Below are 18,786 nucleotides of genomic sequence, written 5' to 3'. Positions count from 1 at the left end.
AATGAAGAAAATAGCAGTTTTGTTAACTATATTAGTAACGAGCCAATATGTAAAAGCCCAAGAAAGAGTAATTACTACAGGAGTTCCCTTTTTATTGATTGCTGCGGATGCTAGATCTGCTGGTATGGGTGATATGGGAGTAGCGACTTCTACCGATGCTTTTTCTCAACAACACAATCCTGCCAAATATGCTTTCTCTTTAGATAAGCAAGGTTTTTCATTAAGTTATACACCCTATTTGACTAGTATTGCAAACGATATTTCATTAGGTCAAGTTACTTACTTTAATAGAATTAATGAAAGAAGTGCTTTTGCAGGATCTCTGCGTTATTTTGGATTGGGTGATATTCAGTTAACAAATGCACAAGGAGAATTACAAAATACAGTTTCACCTAATGAATTGGCATTAGATGGGTCTTATGCTTTAAAATTAAGTGAGCGCTTTTCTATGGCTGTTGGGGGAAGGTTTATTCGTTCGAATTTAAAAATCGCGACTGAGGGTAATGATGCTACTGCAGCTACCACTTTTGCGGTTGATATTGCAGGTTATTACCAATCAGAAGAAATTGCCTATAATGATTTTAATGGAAGATGGAGAGCTGGATTTAATTTTCAAAATTTAGGACCAAAAATTAATTATGATAATGATAAGTTAGAAGAGAATTCTAACTTTATTCCTTCTAATATGCGATTAGGTGCTGGTTTTGATTTTATCTTTGATGAATACAATAAAGTAGCTGTTTCTGCAGAAATTACAAAATTATTGGTGCCAACACCTCCTGCTAGAGTTCAAGCTTTGGATGCAAATAATGATGGGGATTTCGATGATGATGGTGATATTTCTCAAGCAGATGCTGATACTGCTAATAGTAATGCTATAATTGATTATAGAAAGACAGGATGGGTTAGTGGAATATTCAAATCTTTTGGAGATGCTCCTGATGGATTTAGTGAAGAATTAAAAGAATTTACGTATGCATTAGGTGCTGAATATGCCTACCAAGATTCATTTTCTTTGAGAACAGGTTATTTTCATGAAAGTGAAACTAAAGGAGCTAGGAAATATTTTACTTTAGGAGCAGGATTTAAATACAATGCTGTTAAAATTGATGTTTCTTATTTGTTCTCTGCATCAAAAGTTAGAAATCCATTAGAAAACACACTTCGATTTTCACTATCGTTTAATTTTGGTGATGGTTATGATGAATTATAATAATAAAAAATAAAAAATTAAGTATCCAAATTCTATTCGAGTTTGGATTTTTTTTCCTTATATATGAAGCAAATTACATTTACAACTACATTTTCTGTTTATGATTCTTTAGAAGAGCTTAAAGATCAAGATCAACAATTGATGTTAAAGGCAATAGAAGCTAGAAAAAAAGCGTATGCCCCTTACTCAAAGTTCAGTGTTGGAACGGCTTTGTTACTAGAAAATGATGAAATTATTTTAGGATCTAACCAAGAAAATGCGGCATATCCTTCTGGATTATGTGCAGAAAGGGTAGCTATCTTTTATGCAGGTGCAAATTTTCCTAATACTAAAGTTTTAAAACTATTTATATCGGCAACACCGCAAGATAGAGAGCTGGAAGAGCCCATACCACCCTGTGGTTCTTGTAGGCAATCTATCGCTGAATATGAAATGAAACAGGATGCTAATATTGAAATTTATTTTATGGGTTCCAAAGGAAAAGTATATCATTCTAATTCTTTAAAAAACTTACTACCTTTTCTATTTGAGAAAAAGCATCTATAACGATTTCGTTGATAAAAAATAACATATTCATAATAAATAAAAGAAAATTGATAAGAATTAATTTTTTCAATAAGCTTCTATGTAGTATTTTTGCTTTTTGTAAAATTTTTCAAATTAAGTTTTTATCTTTTTTTGTAAAAAATCCAATTTAATTCATAAACAAATGAAACCAATAACAAAAGAAGTGTACCTGCAATGGTATGAAGATATGCAATTTTGGAGAAAGTTTGAAGATAAACTTGCTGCGCTTTACATTCAACAAAAAGTAAGAGGATTTCTACATTTATATAATGGACAAGAAGCTGTTTTAGCGGGGGCATTACATGCTATGGATTTGTCTAAAGATAAAATGATTACAGCTTATCGTAATCACGTTCAGCCTATTGGTATGGGGGTTGATCCAAGAAAAGTCATGGCTGAACTTTTAGGTAAAGCGACAGGAACTTCTCAAGGTTTAGGAGGTTCCATGCATATTTTTTCTAAGGAACATGGCTTTTATGGAGGTCATGGAATTGTAGGAGGTCAAATTCCTTTAGGTGCAGGTTTAGCTTTCGCAGATAAATACTTTGAAACAGGTGGTGTTACGATGACTTATTTTGGAGATGGTGCAGCACGTCAAGGCTCTTTACATGAAACGTTTAATATGGCTATGAATTGGAAATTGCCCGTTGTTTTTATTGTTGAAAATAATGGTTATGCCATGGGTACCTCAGTAGAGAGAACTGCCAATCATACGGATATTTGGAAATTAGGTTTAGGATACGAAATGCCATGTGGTCCTGTAGATGGAATGAATCCAATTAAGGTAGCTGAAGCAATGCATGAAGCGATTGAAAGAGCAAGAAGAGGTGATGGTCCTACCTTTTTAGAAATGAAAACGTATCGTTACAGAGGACACTCAATGTCTGATGCGCAGCATTATAGAACTAAAGAAGAAGTAGAAGAATACAAAAAGATAGACCCTATAACGCAAGTTTTAGATATTATTAAAGAAAATAATTATGCTACTGAAGCGGAGATTGAAGCTATTGATAACCGAGTAAGAGATTTGGTTAACGAATGTGAGCAATTCGCAGAAGACTCACCGTATCCAGACTTGAATGTAATGTATGATGTAGTATACGAACAAGAAAATTATCCATTTTTACCTCATAAATTATAAGCACTATGGCAACAGTAATAACAATGCCTCGTTTAAGCGATACAATGACAGAAGGAACCGTGGCAAAATGGCTTAAAAAAGTCGGTGATAAAATTGAAGAAGGAGATATTTTAGCTGAAATTGAAACGGATAAAGCTACTATGGAATTCGAATCCTTTAATGCAGGAACACTATTGCATATTGGTATTAATGAAGGAGAAACAGCAGCTGTTGATTCTCTTTTAGCGGTTATTGGTAATGAAGGTGAAGATATATCTAAGGTTTTAAATAATACAAACGAATCAAAATCTGAAGTAGCATCAAACGATGTTAATAAAGAAGAAGTGGCTCCTACTAATGAATCGAAAGGTGAGGCTACTTTGCCAGAAGGTGTCGTTGTAGTTACTATGCCAAGACTAAGCGATACTATGACGGAAGGAACGGTAGCTACTTGGTTGAAAAAAGTGGGTGATAAAATTGAAGAAGGAGATATTTTAGCTGAAATCGAAACTGATAAAGCTACTATGGAGTTTGAATCTTTCAACTCGGGAACCTTATTACATATTGGAGTTCAGGAAGGAGAATCAGCACCAGTTGATAGCGTTTTAGCAATTCTTGGACCTGCAGGAACTGATGTTTCTGGTGTAGTTGCTAATCCTAAAGCTACTGATTCTAGTAGTCCTAAAAAAGAAGAGGTTAAAGAGGAGCCTAAAAACACAACTGTTTCAGAAACCACAACTTTACAAACAACTTCAACTACTTCGAATGGTAGAATTTTTGCATCACCTTTAGCTAAAAAAATTGCGGAAGAAAAAGGAATTAATTTATCTGATGTTAAGGGTTCAGGAGAAAACGGTAGAATTGTGAAGTCAGATGTAGAAAACTTTACTCCAAGTGCAGCTCATTCATCTGTTAGTGCAATTACTTCTTCAGATGCAGTTAAAGAAGCTTCAAGTACAGTAGCTGCTGTAAAACCATTTGTGCCTGCTGGAGAAGTGTACCAAGAAGAAGTTAAAAATTCGCAAATGCGTAAAGTCATCGCGAAGAGATTAGCAGAGTCTAAGTTTACAGCACCGCATTATTATTTAACTATTGAGTTAGATATGGATAATGCAATCGCGTCACGTGAGATGATTAATCGTATTCCAGATACAAAAGTATCTTTTAATGATATGGTTATTAAAGCAAGTGCTATGGCATTAAAGAAACATCCTCAAGTAAATTCTCAATGGAAAGAAGATGCTATGATTTTAAATCACCATGTAAACATTGGTGTTGCTGTAGCTGTTGAGGATGGTTTGGTAGTTCCAGTATTGAAATTTACAGATCAAATGACATTGACTCAAATTGGTGCCAATGTAAAAGATATGGCAGGAAGAGCACGTGTGAAAAAAATTCAACCAGCTGAAATGGAAGGAAGTACTTTTACTATTTCTAATTTAGGTATGTTTGGTATTCAGTCTTTTACATCGATTATTAATCAGCCTAATTCAGCCATTTTATCGGTTGGAGCTATTGTAGAAAAACCAGTGGTTAAAAATGGGCAAATTGTTGTAGGAAATACCATGACAGTTACTTTAGCATGTGATCATAGAACAGTTGATGGAGCAACTGGAGCACAATTTTTGCAAACGTTTAAAGCGTTTATGGAGAACCCAGTAACTATGTTGGCTTAATAAAGCTAAAGTAACTACGTTTATAATTAATATACAAAAGGCGCTGAAAAATTCAGCGCCTTTTGTATATCTAAAATTTAGATAAGTTGTATAACTAACACTTCATGAGGAGTTCTGAGTTTATCTTTGAAGTATTAAATACTACTATTATGAAAAAAAAACTTTTTATTTGGATTCTTAAATTAGTTGCTGTTATCATTTTACTACAAACGTTATATTTCAAATTTTCGGCTGCTCCAGAAAGTGTCTATATTTTCTCAACTCTAAATGCGGAACCTTTTGGAAGAATTGCATCAGGAATTATTGAACTCATTGCTTCTGTTTTAATCTTAATACCAAGGACTACTTTTTTAGGAGCAGTTTTAGGTGCGTTAACCATGTTTGGAGCTATTCTTTCTCATTTAACTCTTTTGGGTATTGAAGTGCAAAATGATGGAGGAGCTTTATTTGTCTTAGCAGTACTTACTTTTATTGCTTGTATGTTGCTTGTATATTTTTACAAAAATGACTTTGTTAAGCTGCGACAATTTAGGATATAATTTTTTCAATTCTTATACTTTAAAATCCTAGTTTTACTGGGATTTTATTATTTTTACGAAAATAAAAATAGGAATGAAAAAAATATGCTTTATTGTCAGCTTAGTCTTATTAGCTTGTAATGGTACAAAGTCAACAGTTTCTAATGAATCCAATAACATTTCTGAAGGTTCAACGGTTGCAAAAACGGATGTTGCTAATCAAGAAGATGTTGCTAAAACACTTCAGTTTTTAACTTCAGATGATTTAGAAGGTCGTAATACAGGAAGTTCTGGAATCGAAAAAGCAAGTTATTTTCTTGAGGACATCTTTAAAAAAAATGGAGTACAGCCTTATTTTAAAACTTACAGAGATACATTGAGTAACTACGATTTGCCAGCATATAATATAGTGGGTTATCTAGAAGGAAATGATCCAAAATTAAAGAATGAATTTGTTGTAATTGGAGCGCATTATGACCATATTGGAAGAATACAAGCTGTAAATGGAGATGATATTGGAAATGGAGCCAATGATAATGCTTCAGGAACAACGGCTGTTACAGAAGTAGTTAAATATTTTGCCAAACATAAAACGAATAGAAGAAGTGTCATTTTTGCCTTCTTTTCTGCTGAAGAAAAAGGATTATTAGGATCTAAACATTTAGCAAAAAAATTAAAGGAGCAACAAATAGATCTATATTTTATGTTCAATTATGAAATGATTGGCGTTAAAATGAATAGAGAGGATATGTTGTTGTACTTAACAGGTTTTGGTAAAAGTAACATGGCAAAAAAGATGAATGAGTACGCAGGAGAAAATTTGATAGGCTATATTCCAGCTGAAACGCAATATCAGTTATTTAGAGCTTCGGATAATTATCCTTTCTATACTGAATTTGAAATACCTGCTCAAACAGTATCTACTTTCGATTTTGAGAATTTTCAATTTTATCACCAGCCAGATGATGAATTTGAGTTAATGAACACTGCACATATGACCAATGTGATTAATAAAACCATTCCTGTTCTAGAGAAAATGATGAATGCGGCTACTAAAGAAATCCAAATGAATAAATAATGAAAAAAGTTATTATTACGGGAACATCCCGTGGAATTGGATATGAAATGGCTTTGCAATTCGCCCAAAATGGACATGAAGTACTAGCGGTTTCTAGGAAAACACCTAAAGTATTTCTAGAAAATCAAAATATAACTTGTTTAAGTATTGATATTGCAAATGAAGAGGAATTACTTCAAGTTAAAGCATTTGTAGAGCATTCTTGGAATAATCAGGTTGATATTCTAATTCATAATGCAGGATTGTTAATTGGAAAACCTTTTGCAGAATTAACCTCAGCAGATTTTGAACAAGTTTACAAAGTAAATGTTTTTGCTGTAGCGGCTTTAACACGTATTTGTATTCCTTATTTAACTAAAGGAAGCCATGTAGTTACAATTAGTTCTATGGGAGGAATTCAAGGAAGTATGAAGTTTCCTAGTTTAGCAGCTTACAGTTCCAGTAAAGGGGCTGTAATTACACTTTCTGAATTATTAGCAGAAGAATATAAAGAGAAAGGTATTGCTTTTAATGTGTTGGCTTTAGGAGCTGTTAATACTGAGATGCTTCAAGAAGCTTTTCCTGGTTATCAAGCACCGCTTTCAGCAGAAGAAATGGCAGATTATGTTTATAATTTTGCCTTAACGGGTAATAAATACTATAACGGAAAAGTATTGCAAGTTTCATCAACTACTCCTTAAAAATTGAGTGACGTTTTACAAAAATATTTACCAGAACACGCAGTTCAACCTTGTTTTGAGTTAATCAAAAACAATCACGTTCATTTGAAAATTGTGAATGAACGGGTAACTCGTCATGGTGATTATAGAAAAGATACGAATGGTTATCATCAAATTACAGTGAATGCGAGTCTGAATAAATACCGCTTTTTGATTACTCTAATTCATGAAATTGCGCATTTAGTTGCCTTTGAAAAATATGGAAGGTATATTAAACCGCATGGGGATGAGTGGAAACTCACTTTTAGACAATTAATGTTGCCTTATATACGACCAGAAATTTTTCCAAATCAACTATTACCATTGTTAGCACGTCATTTTAAAAATCCAAAAGCAAGTAGTGATACCGATGCTACTTTGTCATTGGCATTAAAACAATACGATGAAAAAGAAACTGATAAGAATTATATTTTTGAAATTCCATATGGTGCTTATTTTAGAATTCACAACGGTCGTGTTTTTAAAAAAATTGCACTGCGAGTAAAACGGTATGAATGTATAGAATTACAAACCGGAAGAATTTTCTTGTTTCAACCCAATGCGGAAGTAGAATTAGTAACCAATTAACACTATAAATGAATCTAAAGTTTTGATTTTACTATTTTAATTTCAATTTTTGCAAGAATTTATTTAATTACAGTGTTGCTATTTTTTGGCATTATATTTTTAAGTATATTTAAAGTTATAAAAAGAACCCTTTTTAGGTACATATGAAAAACAACAATTATTACGCAATAATAATGGCAGGTGGAGTAGGTTCGCGTTTTTGGCCAGTAAGTACAACCAATTTTCCAAAGCAGTTTCACGACATGTTAGGAACTGGCGAAACCTTAATTCAAAAAACTTTTTCAAGATTAAGTAAACTTATTCCAGTTGAAAATATTTTGGTTTTAACCAATGAAAAATATAATGATTTAGTTTTAGAACAATTACCCACGATACAACCCGAACAAGTTGTTTTGGAACCAGCAATGCGAAATACAGCCCCTTGTATTTTATATGCTTCTATGAAAATTAAGAAGGAAAATCCAGAGGCTTTACTTATTGTAGCTCCTTCTGATCATTGGATTGAAGATGAAAACGCTTTTGTACAAAACGTGAAACAATCGTTTGATTATTGCGAAACCAATAATGCACTTATGACTCTTGGAATTCAACCTACTTTCCCTAATACAGGTTTTGGTTATATAGAATTTGATAAAACAACAACAACACCCGTTAAAAAAGTCTCTCAATTTAGGGAAAAACCAGATTATGAAACGGCTAAAGCATTTTTAGCAGCTGGAAACTTTTTGTGGAATGGTGGTATTTTTATATGGAGTGTGTCTTCCATTATCGAGGCTTTTGAAAAATTTCAACCCGAAATGAATGCGCTTTTTTTGTCGGGATTTGAAAGTTATAATTCATCAAGCGAAAAAGAATTCATTGCACAGAATTATCCTTTGGCAGAAAATATTTCAATTGATTATGCTATATTAGAAAAAGCGTCTAACGTGTATGTGTTGCCAGCTACTTTTGATTGGAATGATTTGGGAACATGGGGCTCTTTACACGAGAAATTAGGGAAAGATGAAAATAATAATGCAGTTGTAAATGCAACTGTGGTTTTGGAAAATGCATCAAATAATATAATTCGTACTGAAGGGAAAAAACTAGTGGTTATTGACGGTTTAGATGATTATATAATCGTGGATAAAAATGATACTTTGCTTATTTATCCTAAAAGCAAAGAACAAGAAATTAAAAGTATTGTAAGTAAACTACAATAAAACCAATATGGAAAATAATACGTCGTTAAATTTCTCAGAAATAGTAAAACAAATCAAACAATTTGTAGCTAGTATTTTCGATATCTCCAGAGATTCCGATAAAACCAATACTATTGACGATATCAAGGCAGGAATTTACATGAAGGGCGCTGCGGCTTGGGTACTTATTTTTTCAATTCTAATTGCTTCCGTAGGTTTAAATACAAGTTCTACTGCTGTAGTTATTGGAGCCATGTTGATTTCACCTTTAATGGGACCCATTTTAGGTATTGGTCTTTCCTTAGGAATTAATAATATTGATTTATTGAAAAAAGCATTGAACAATTTTGCTGTCATGGTGATTTTAAGTTTACTGACTTCTTTTCTGTTTTTTAGTATTCCTATTTTCCAAAATGAAACTCAAGAATTAATCGCACGAACTTTTCCAGATGTACGGGATGTAATTATTGCTCTTTCGGGTGGTTTATCCCTTATAATAGCCATTAGTCAACGCAATAAATTATTCAATGCAATTGCAGGTGTAGCTATTGCTACTGCCTTAATGCCTCCTTTATGTACGGCAGGCTATGGTTTGGCAACTGGTAAATGGAATTTTTTCGGTGGGGCTTTATTCTTGTTTTCAATTAATACCATTTTTATTGCTTCTGCAACCTTTGTAGTTGTTCGTTTTTTGAAATTCCCTTACGAAGAATATGCTAACTCGAAACGTAGAAAATTGCTTTCAAGAGCAATATCTTTAACCGCTTTAGCAATTCTTATACCAAGTGTATATATGTTTTATCAACTGTATAAACGTTCTGATTTTGATCAGAAAGTAGACACTTTAATTGAAGAATTAAAATCTGAAAAAGGGGTTTTAATTTTAGATGTGAAAAAGGATTATTCAAAAAGACAAATCAATTTTGCCGTCATTGGTAAAAGTCTGTCAAAGAATGAAGTTAAAGAATTTGAACAAAAAATGAGCCAATTAGGATATGCTAATTGTGAATTTAAAGTTTTTCAAGACAATGGGAGTATCGAAACCATGACAAAAATGAAAGATATTGAGCAGTCTTTTTTGTCAAACCAACAATTATTAGTCAAGAAAGATGCTGATTTATTAGATAAAGACCGACAAATATTTGACTTAAAAAATCAATTAACGACTAAAAAAGCAACTATAATGTCTTTTGAACAAATTGCAAAAGAAATGAAAGCTTTAGATACTAATATAGAGGAAGTAAGTTATGCTGAAAAACTAGTAACCAACTTTAGTAAAGTCGATACGATTCCTACTTTTGAAATTAAATGGAATACTAAAGTAGGAGCAAAAACCAAATCAGAAACCGCTCAAAAATTAGAGAATTGGTTAAAGACAAAATTGAAAGTGAAAAAAATGGAAGTTAAAGTCGATTAATTATATATCGTCTTCTAAATACATTCTTCTTACTTTTTTGAATAATTCTGATGAGTATACAAAATCAGTTACCGCTTCATTGTCTGTTTTGAAAATCTCTTTGTTAGAGCCTTCCCATTCTAAGAGCCCATTTTTTAAGAAGACAATTTTATCTCCAATTTCCATTACCGAGTTCATATCATGTGTATTAATGATCGTTGTAATATCATATTCTTCAGTGATCTCTTTAATTAAATTGTCGATTACAATGGCAGTTTTTGGATCTAAACCCGAGTTAGGTTCGTCACAAAATAAATATTTAGGGTTATTCACTATCGCTCTAGCAATAGCCACCCTTTTTTGCATTCCTCCAGAAATTTCTGAGGGCTTTTTCGTATTGGCGTTAATTAATTTTACACGATCAATTACAAAATTGACACGTTCTTTAATTTCTGCAGCTGTTTTTTTGGTAAACATTTTTAGAGGAAAACCAATATTTTCCTCAACTGTCATACTGTCAAATAACGCACTTCCTTGAAAGACCATGCCTATTTCTGTACGAAGCTCTCGTTTCTCGTCGTCTGTTAAATTCGAATATACACGACCATCAAATTCAATCGTTCCTGCTTCAGGAGTATGAATGCCTAATAACGATTTTAAAAACACTGTTTTTCCTGAACCACTTTGTCCAATAATCAAATTCGTCATTCCTGAATCGAAAGTGGTTGTAATTCCTTTTAGTACTTTTTGATCCCCAAAAGTTTTTTCTAAATTCTTTACTTCTATCATGAGCTTAAAAGGAGTTGTGTTAAAATATAATTCATTAAAATGATAACCACCGAAGTCCATACAAAGGCAACTGTACTTGCTTTCCCTACTTCAAGTGCTCCACCTTTCATGTAAAAGCCGTGAAACGAAGGTATAGTAGCTAATATTAAGGCAAAAACAATCGTTTTTATAAAAGCATAGGTAATGTGAAAAGGAATGAATTCCGTTTGAATTCCTTGAATAAATTCGGCACTAGAAGTAAAACCACCATAAACACCCGCAATATAACCTCCAAAAACACCTAAAAACATACTTAATCCAATTACAAATGGATACAATAACAAAGCAATTATTTTTGGGAAAACCAAATAATTTAAAGAATTCACTCCCATTACTTCTAAGGCATCAATTTGTTCCGTAACACGCATGGTTCCAATACTTGATGTAATAAAGGAACCCATTTTTCCAGCCATAATTACCGAAATAAAGGTTGGTGCAAACTCTAAAATTACTGATTGTCTGGTGGCAAAACCAATTAAATATTTTGGAATTAAAGGATTGGTTAAGTTCAGTGCTGTTTGAATGGCTACAACACCACCTACGAAAAATGAGATAAAGGAAACAATTCCAAGAGAATCTATAATTAAGTCATCAATCTCTTTAAATATCAATTGTTTCATCATGCTCCATTTGGTAGGTTTGTTAAAAACCTCTTTTAGCATAATAAAATACCTACCTATTTGGGATAAATAACGAATTAACATCATGGTTTGTAAATATCTGCTAAAATAATAAGAAGTTGCGAGTTGTACGTGATAAGTTGTAAGTTTTTTTGGGCGTTCCCTTTTAGGTCGTGCTGTACACTGTATCTTTTGCTCCATTTCATGTTGCAAAAGGATGTCGTTTCCATCACTAACGCAATCTCTTACATCAATCAAAAATTTTTTCTTTCATTTTTTTCCAGCGATAGTTTCTAATAAATTGCGCTTGATCTGGAGTTACTAATAATTCTTTTTTAGCTGTTTTCGCTTTCCAAAAACCTTTCAAATAATCAATAAATAAAAACGGTTTGCCTTTTCGTAAAGCCAGTTTTAAGGATGCAATAGCAGTTATTAAAAAACCATAACCTAAACTGTAAAATGCTTCTCCTTGTTTGTAACGAGATGCTTTGTTGTAATTGGCTCCGGTAGGTTTTAAATGTTTTACATGTAATGTTTTATCGGTTACTACTTTCCAATTGTAATATTTACAAAGTAATTCGTCAACGGTATCCCAACCCATAGCGGGTTTTAAACCTCCAATTTCTTTAAAGGTGTTTTTTTGATAGGCTTTAAAAGCACCTCTAATGTGGTCTTTATCAGTTAAGTTTTCCAAAATCCATTTTCCATTACGTTCAATATAAGCAAAACCGCCCGCCATGCCAACCGTGTCATCTGCTTCAAAATGTTGAATTATAGTTTCAAAATAATGAGGAGGAAAAATCAAATCAGCATCTGCTTTAACTAAGATATCGTAGTCATCTGAAATAAATTGCAATCCAAAATTAAACGCATTAATTACTTTGCTGCCGGGTAAGTGAATCGCTTCTGATTGTATGGTAACAGACGAAATGATATCCGGATAAGTAAAACAAAATTGATCAATAATTTTTTGTGTACCATCTGTAGAAGTATCATTCACCACCAAAATATTTTTTGGAAGGTGTGTTTGTTGTACTAAAGAATCTAAGGTTAAACCTATAAACTGTTCTTCATTGTGTGCCGGAATAATAATTTGATACTTCATCTCAATTAGATTATATTATTTCACTCTTTCGGCATATACTAAATAATATCTTGGTGTAAAAAAACGTAATATAGGTCTAAAACCTATTTTTTTTACAGGATGCGTAAATTGAATGCGGTCTATAATTTTAAATCCTGTTTTTTCAAGCAACCAATCGAGTTGCCAGTCTTCAAATTCATGATAGTGTCTGTCCCAAGGATCCGTTTTGCTTCTGTATGCTGCTGAAAACCATAATCGCATTGGAATCGAAATTAAAATCTTGTTACAAGTTACATTTTCTAGAACGGTATATGGGTTTAGTAAATGTTCAAAAATTTCAAAAGCGGTAAAAACACTGTATGTTTCATTTTGTAAGGTACTATGATCTTTATCCACATCTTCACCTTTGGTATTGATAACGGTATATCCATTGGCTTGCATAATTTTAGAAAAAGGATTGGGTACTCCTAAATCCAATATGGTTTCAGAAGTAGCGATATGTTTTTTTAGAAATTCTAAAGTAAGTTTAAAACGTTTATTGGGATAGGTTTTCTCGTACATAATTTTATAGGAAACAGTTTTATTCCGTTTTTGAATTTAAAATATTTGTTGTAAAGTTACAAAGAAATCAATGCTTTTAAAATGATTATTATAGCAACTTCTTTTTTTGTATTTTTAAACCTATCAAATACTTCAAAAATGAAAAATATAATTTCTGTTATCTTGCTTTTGACTGTCTCTATTGCATTGGCACAAAATAAAACAATTATACGCTGTGGAAAATTTGTGGATGTGAAAAAAGGTGCAATTTTAAATAATATAAATATTGTTATAGTGGGTGATCGAATTGAAAGTGTAACCGATAAAAATGTAACAGTTGGTAAGAACGACACTTTTTTAGATTTGTCTACGAAAACAGTTATGCCAGGTTTAATGGACATGCACGTGCATTTGGAGCATGAAACGAATCCTAAGCAATATTTAGAAGAATTTACATTGAACGAAGCGGATATTGCGTATCGTTCCGTAGGATATGCAGAGAAAACTTTATTAACCGGTTTTACTAGTGTAAGAGATTTAGGTGGAACCAATGTTAATATTGCACTTAGAAGAGCGATCAATGCAGATTTAGTAAAAGGGCCAAGAGTGTTTACAGCAGGAAAATCAATAGCTTCAACAGGTGGACATGCCGATCCTACGAATGGTTATCGAAGTAATTTAATGGGAAATCCAGGGCCAGAATCAGGAGTAGCTAATGGGGTTGACGAATGTGTAAAGGCAGTAAGACAACGCTATAAAGATGGAAGTGATTTAATTAAAATAACGGCTTCAGGAGGTGTTTTAAGTGTAGCAAAAAGTGGAGAAAATTCTCAATTTACGATTGAAGAGATTCAATCTATCGTTAGCACGGCTAATGATTATGGATTTAAAGTAGCTGCACATTGTCATGGAGAAGAAGCTATGAAAAGAGCAGTTATTGGAGGTGTTCATTCTATTGAGCACGGTACTTATATGAGTGAAGAAGTCATGCAATTGATGAAAGAGCATGGAACATATTTAGTGCCTACCGTAACTGCTGGAAAAGCGGTAGGACAATTTGCTAAAATTCCGAATTATTATCCAGAAATAGTAGTTCCAAAAGCGTTAGCCATTGGTCCAAAAATTCAAAATACTTTTGAACGTGCCTACAAATATGGTGTAAAAATAGCGTTTGGAACCGATGCAGGAGTGTTTGCTCATGGAGACAATTGGAGAGAATTTATTTACATGCATGAAGTTGGGATGCCTTTTATGGAAATTTTAAAAACCGCAACTTTAAATGCATCCGATTTGTTAGGACAATCAGAAAATTTAGGAGCTATAGAAAAAGGAAAATTTGCTGATATTATTGCAGTTGATGGTGATCCCTCTAAAAATATCGAAGTAATGGGAAAGGTTACTTTTGTTATGAAAGGTGGAAAAGTGTATAAAAATGAATAATCAAAAGGGGTTGTAACTAGCAACCCCTTTTTTATTTTTACATTCGATATACAATGGCATTAATATTCATTCCTGCACCTACTGATGCAAAAATAATAACATCTCCTTTTTTTAGTTCATGTCCTTCTAACTGTCCTTTAATAAGTAAATCATATAAAGTAGGTACTGTAGCTACACTTGAATTACCTAATTTATGAATACTCATAGGCATTACTCCTTCAGGAGGTGTTTTTTTATATAATTTGTAAAAACGGTGAATAATGGCTTCATCCATTTTTTCATTGGCTTGATGAATCAATACTTTTTTTACTTCATCAATAGCAATTCCACTTGCCTCTAAACAAGCAGCCATTGCTTTTGGGACATTACTTAAGGCAAATTCATAAATTTTACGACCGTGCATTTTAATGTAACGTACATCAGGATTATGTGTCTTATTAAATGAATTTCCAAAAAATAAATAATACGCTTCGTCATAGGTAAAACTAGCAGTTTCATGTGCTAAAACACCTCCTTCATCCTCTGTGGCTTCAATAATAGTTGCTCCAGCGCCATCGGAATAAATCATTGAATCTCTATCATGTAAATCTACGACTCGTGATAGCGTTTCTGCTCCAATGACTAAACATCGTTTTGCCATTCCCGATTGAATAAAAGCATTCGCCTGAATAACACCCTCAATCCATCCAGGACATCCAAAAAGCATATCATAAGCAACACATTTCGGGTTTTTAATTCGCAAATCAAATTTTACTCTTGTCGCTAAACTAGGTAAGGTGTCAGCTTGTATGGCTCCATTTTTTACATTGCCAAAATTGTGTGCAAAGATGATGTAATCTAAAGTTTCAGGATCTATTTGAGCATCTTCTATTGCTTTTCTTGCCGCAATCGTTGCAATATCGGATGTGTTTAAATCTGTAGTTACATAACGTCTTTCCTGAATTCCAGTAATTTCTAAAAACTTTTGAGCAACCACATCATTGGGGTGTGGAAAAGGAGTTCCGTCGTCATTTAGGAAAACGTGCTTTGCAAAATCAATATTGGATACTATTTCTGTAGGAATATAACTTCCAGATCCAGTTATTTTTATATTCATGGTGATCTATTGGGTTAACAGTACGAAATTATAGATTATTTCTTAAAAAGTATCTAAAACGTTATAGTTATTGTAATAAATTATGAAATTATCAAAATAGGCTTTAAAAATTATGATATTGTTATTGTCATATGGTTTAATAGGTCTATTGTCGGAAAATATATAATTCGTAATGGAACAAAACTTTGGATTTCAGAAACTCAAAACGCATTTTTAAAAGTTTATAGTTAAAAGTAATTCGTCAAAACTGTATTTTTGAAGTAATAAATCGATGAATGAAAAATAAACTACTTTTTTTTCTATTACTAACATATGTCTGCTTTGCACAACAACCTTCCCATATTATAATTGGTGAAGAAGAGTTAGCTGGTGTGAATATATATAGTATCATTCAAGATGAGGATAATACTGTTTGGTTATCTACTAATAATGGTTTGTATCACTATGATGGCTTGCATTTTAATGTTGTTTCAAGTGCAATTGTTAAAGATTTGTCGCTTTTTGGTTTAACCAAAGACAATAATGGAATGATTTATTGTTATAATCTCAGTGGGCAAATTTTTAGAATAGTTAAAGGAAAGTTAGAATTGTATTGGCAAATTCCAAAGGAATATATTTCCAGTGTTATTTACATAAATTTTGATACTGATAATGCGCTTTTAGTGTCTGTGAATGCTTTGTTAAAGGTTAAAAAAGACAAACAAGTGGAACTGATTTATAAGTATCAAAAAGAAAGCGCTTGTCAAATTGCAAAGGATGACAAAGGACAATTGTTTTTTTCAGAAAATGAAAAGCTTTTTCAGTATTCTAATAATCAACTAAAAGTAATTAAAACAGAATTGCCTCAAATATCTAATAACCTATTAAAACCTGAAATTACCTATACGAATGATATCGCGCTATTTGTAAATTTAGAACCGAGAGCATTGGTTCAGCAACAAAAAAACTTTACTCTTGTCAATTTTAATGTTATCAATGATAAGTCAATACATTACTCGGCTATACTTTCTAAAAAGAAGGATTTGGTTTGGCTAACGAGTTCTAAAAACGGGGCATATTGTTTTAATTTAAACGGAAATCCATTATATAACAACAAACTTTTATTTAAAGATTATTTTATATCCTCCTATTTGGAAGATACGGAAGGGAATTTTTGGTTGTGTACATTTGGAAAAGGAGTTGTATTAATTCCAAATTTAAATGTAATCGATTATACAAACAATGATTTGTTAGAAAAAGATGATTTAAAGAAAATCACAAAAAAAGGAAACAACATTTATTTTGGAGGTACTAAAGGAACGATATATCAGCTAAATAAAGATGACATTAAAATTGAACTCAAAAATCAGAAAAAGATTGAGTTTTTAAAATATGTACCCAAGTCAAATTTGTTTTTTGTAAATGGTCAAATTTACGATGGAACGCATCTTAATTTTTTAGCGAGTAATAATTATAATAAATATGATTTTTTTCAAAATCAGCTTTCCGATTCCATTTATTTTGTGACTCGTTCCGGGTTGTATTACTTAGATGAAAAATTAGATGGGAAAAATTTAAATTACAGTGTACGAAGTTATGCAGTATTCAATGATGAAAAAAATAGAATCCTTTGGATAGGTTCTTCTACAGGATTGGAAATTTTTAAAAATAAAGCGTTTTCTAAACTTAAAGTAGATGGACAAACGATTTTTGCATCTCACATAATAGGTGTCGAGAATCAAGTTTGGGTGGCCTCTTCTAGTGGGATTTTAATATTTGAAAATGAACAATTAATAAGGAAAATTACAACTAAAGATCAGCTTTTGTCTAATAATGTATTAAAACTAATCTATGATAAAGATTGGGTTTATGTATCTACTAATGAAGGATTACAGAGATATGATCTGAAAAAAAAGACTTTTAAAAATTTCACTAAATCAGAAGGGTTATTGTCGAATGCTATTTTTGATTTTGAAATTTTGGATAACCAAATCTATGTAATTACTTCTAAAGGAATTCAGAAATTTAATTTTGATGCTATTAGTGTTTCCCGAAATTTACCATCTCTTAAGATTGATAATGTAATTGTAAACGGATTTAAAAAAATTGGAACCAATGAATTTTTGTCTTCTTCTGAAAATACCATAGAATTTAGCTTATTTTCAGTAACACATAAGGATAAAAGAAATTTAAAATATGTATATCAATTGAAAGGATATGATGAAAATTGGTACACAACCGATTATTATAACAATACCATTAAATTTACCAAACTACCTGCTGGGAAATATGAGTTTAGAGTAAAACTTAAAGATGATTCGCAAATTTCCAACCAAATGGAAACCTTTTGTTTTGAAGTGGAAACGGTCTTTTGGAAAAAATGGCAATTTATTGTGGGTGCAATTCTAGTAATCACTTGTAGTGTTGTCATGTACTATAGGTCGCGAATTCGCTATTTGATGCGAAAAAAAAATGAGGAAATTGAGAAAGAAAAATACATACAAGAATTAAATAAATCCAAACTTACAGCATTAAAATCACAGATGAATCCACATTTTATGTTTAATGCCTTAAATAGTATTCAAGAGTTTATTCTGCAAAACAAAAAAGAGTTGGCATCCAATTATTTAGGAGATTTTGCCGATTTAATGCGAAGCTATTTGCAGTACAGTCAAGAAGATTATATTACGCTTAGAGATGAAATAGAAACCTTAGAGCTGTATTTGAAATTAGAAAAAGTGCGTTTTGAAAATGAGTTTGATTATAAGGTTACTTATAAGGAGAGTTTGGATATCGATAGCATACAAATCCCTTCTTTTTTAATTCAACCTTTTGTGGAAAATGCTATTAAACATGGCTTGTTACATAAAGAAGGTGCTAAGCAGATAGATGTTCAGTTTTTATTAGAAAAAGAAGCCGTTTTAAAATGCATTATTACCGATAATGGAATTGGAAGAAAAGCCAGTCAAGAAATTAATAAAAATAGAAAACATAAATCATTTGCAACTGAAGCCAGTCATAACAGATTGCAATTGTTAAATCAAAATATTGGTCAAAAAATAGGACTTGAGATTGAAGATGTATTAGACGAAAAGAGTCAGTCTTTGGGAACAAGAGTTGTTGTGACCATTCCAATTTTAAATTAAAAATAGATTAAAATAAAA

The 18,786-nt window shown here is 32.0% G+C and carries 17 protein-coding genes; 12 read left to right on the top strand and 5 right to left on the bottom strand.

Translation table 11 applies throughout. The features are described 5' to 3' along the window. Position 1: 1 nt before the first annotated feature. From porV to NHF47_RS16415, 10 genes are all read left to right on the top strand, one after another. The gene (gene porV / locus NHF47_RS16460) at positions 2 to 1,213 is read left to right on the top strand and encodes a type IX secretion system outer membrane channel protein PorV (RefSeq protein ID WP_252765950.1); all 1,212 of its coding nucleotides are present in this window, start codon (positions 2 to 4) and stop codon (positions 1,211 to 1,213) included. A gap of 63 nt (positions 1,214 to 1,276) precedes the next feature. Next, positions 1,277 to 1,759, top strand: a complete 483-nt coding sequence (gene cdd / locus NHF47_RS16455; protein WP_252765949.1) for a cytidine deaminase — start codon at positions 1,277 to 1,279, stop codon at positions 1,757 to 1,759. A gap of 163 nt (positions 1,760 to 1,922) precedes the next feature. Continuing rightward, on the top strand, positions 1,923 to 2,921 hold the full coding sequence (pdhA, locus tag NHF47_RS16450; RefSeq protein WP_252765948.1) for a pyruvate dehydrogenase (acetyl-transferring) E1 component subunit alpha: 999 nt from the start codon (positions 1,923 to 1,925) through the stop codon (positions 2,919 to 2,921). A 5-nt stretch (positions 2,922 to 2,926) separates the two neighbouring features. Beyond that, on the top strand, positions 2,927 to 4,576 hold the full coding sequence (locus NHF47_RS16445; protein ID WP_252765947.1) for a pyruvate dehydrogenase complex dihydrolipoamide acetyltransferase: 1,650 nt from the start codon (positions 2,927 to 2,929) through the stop codon (positions 4,574 to 4,576). Positions 4,577 to 4,725: 149 nt separating this feature from the next. Then, a complete protein-coding gene (locus tag NHF47_RS16440; protein WP_252765946.1) occupies positions 4,726 to 5,115 on the top strand; it encodes a DoxX family protein in 390 nt (129 codons plus the stop codon). 73 nt (positions 5,116 to 5,188) lie between these two features. Further along, a complete protein-coding gene (locus tag NHF47_RS16435; RefSeq protein ID WP_252765945.1) occupies positions 5,189 to 6,172 on the top strand; it encodes a M20/M25/M40 family metallo-hydrolase in 984 nt (327 codons plus the stop codon). Then, positions 6,172 to 6,852, top strand: coding sequence for an SDR family oxidoreductase (locus NHF47_RS16430; RefSeq protein ID WP_252765944.1), 681 nt, complete (start codon positions 6,172 to 6,174; stop codon positions 6,850 to 6,852). The genes NHF47_RS16435 and NHF47_RS16430 overlap by 1 nt, the downstream gene beginning before the upstream one ends. A gap of 3 nt (positions 6,853 to 6,855) precedes the next feature. Then, complete coding sequence (locus NHF47_RS16425) at positions 6,856 to 7,458, top strand: SprT-like domain-containing protein (protein ID WP_252765943.1); 603 nt, start codon at positions 6,856 to 6,858, stop codon at positions 7,456 to 7,458. Between the two features lie 143 nt (positions 7,459 to 7,601). Next, complete coding sequence (locus NHF47_RS16420; RefSeq protein WP_252765942.1) at positions 7,602 to 8,660, top strand: mannose-1-phosphate guanylyltransferase; 1,059 nt, start codon at positions 7,602 to 7,604, stop codon at positions 8,658 to 8,660. 7 nt (positions 8,661 to 8,667) lie between these two features. Then, positions 8,668 to 10,056: a DUF389 domain-containing protein gene (locus NHF47_RS16415; RefSeq protein ID WP_252765941.1), complete on the top strand. Its 1,389-nt coding sequence runs from the start codon at positions 8,668 to 8,670 to the stop codon at positions 10,054 to 10,056. Here NHF47_RS16415 and NHF47_RS16410 read toward each other — a convergent pair whose 3' ends face one another. From NHF47_RS16410 to NHF47_RS16395, 4 genes are all read right to left on the bottom strand, one after another. Beyond that, positions 10,057 to 10,824, bottom strand: coding sequence for an ABC transporter ATP-binding protein (locus tag NHF47_RS16410; RefSeq protein ID WP_252765940.1), 768 nt, complete (start codon positions 10,822 to 10,824; stop codon positions 10,057 to 10,059). Next, the gene (locus NHF47_RS16405) at positions 10,821 to 11,570 is read right to left on the bottom strand and encodes an ABC transporter permease (RefSeq protein WP_140996326.1); all 750 of its coding nucleotides are present in this window, start codon (positions 11,568 to 11,570) and stop codon (positions 10,821 to 10,823) included. Before NHF47_RS16405 ends, NHF47_RS16410 begins: the two co-directional genes overlap by 4 nt. 163 nt (positions 11,571 to 11,733) lie before the next feature. Then, the gene (locus NHF47_RS16400) at positions 11,734 to 12,588 is read right to left on the bottom strand and encodes a glycosyltransferase family 2 protein (RefSeq protein WP_252765939.1); all 855 of its coding nucleotides are present in this window, start codon (positions 12,586 to 12,588) and stop codon (positions 11,734 to 11,736) included. Between the two features lie 15 nt (positions 12,589 to 12,603). Continuing rightward, positions 12,604 to 13,128: a class I SAM-dependent methyltransferase gene (locus NHF47_RS16395; RefSeq protein WP_252765938.1), complete on the bottom strand. Its 525-nt coding sequence runs from the start codon at positions 13,126 to 13,128 to the stop codon at positions 12,604 to 12,606. 138 nt (positions 13,129 to 13,266) lie between these two features. Between NHF47_RS16395 and NHF47_RS16390 the strand changes: the two genes are divergently transcribed. Next, entirely contained in the window at positions 13,267 to 14,547 is a 1,281-nt protein-coding gene (locus NHF47_RS16390) for an amidohydrolase family protein (RefSeq protein WP_252765937.1), read from the top strand. Positions 14,548 to 14,584: 37 nt separating this feature from the next. On the opposite strand, the gene NHF47_RS16385 is transcribed toward NHF47_RS16390, so the two are convergent. Next, positions 14,585 to 15,643 carry a 3-oxoacyl-ACP synthase III family protein gene (locus NHF47_RS16385; RefSeq protein WP_252765936.1) on the bottom strand — a complete coding sequence of 353 codons (1,059 nt, stop codon included), beginning with the start codon at positions 15,641 to 15,643 and terminating at the stop codon, positions 14,585 to 14,587. Positions 15,644 to 15,918: 275 nt separating this feature from the next. On the opposite strand from NHF47_RS16385, the gene NHF47_RS16380 reads away from it, so the two are divergent. After that, positions 15,919 to 18,768 carry a sensor histidine kinase gene (locus NHF47_RS16380; protein ID WP_252765935.1) on the top strand — a complete coding sequence of 950 codons (2,850 nt, stop codon included), beginning with the start codon at positions 15,919 to 15,921 and terminating at the stop codon, positions 18,766 to 18,768. Positions 18,769 to 18,786: the final 18 nt, after the last annotated feature.

This window comes from Flavobacterium sp. NRK F7, assembly GCF_024054195.1.
In the GTDB taxonomy this organism is placed as follows: Bacteria; Bacteroidota; Bacteroidia; order Flavobacteriales; family Flavobacteriaceae; genus Flavobacterium.
Note: the sequence above shows the minus strand (reverse complement) of the source record. Positions and strands in the feature narration are given on the sequence as shown.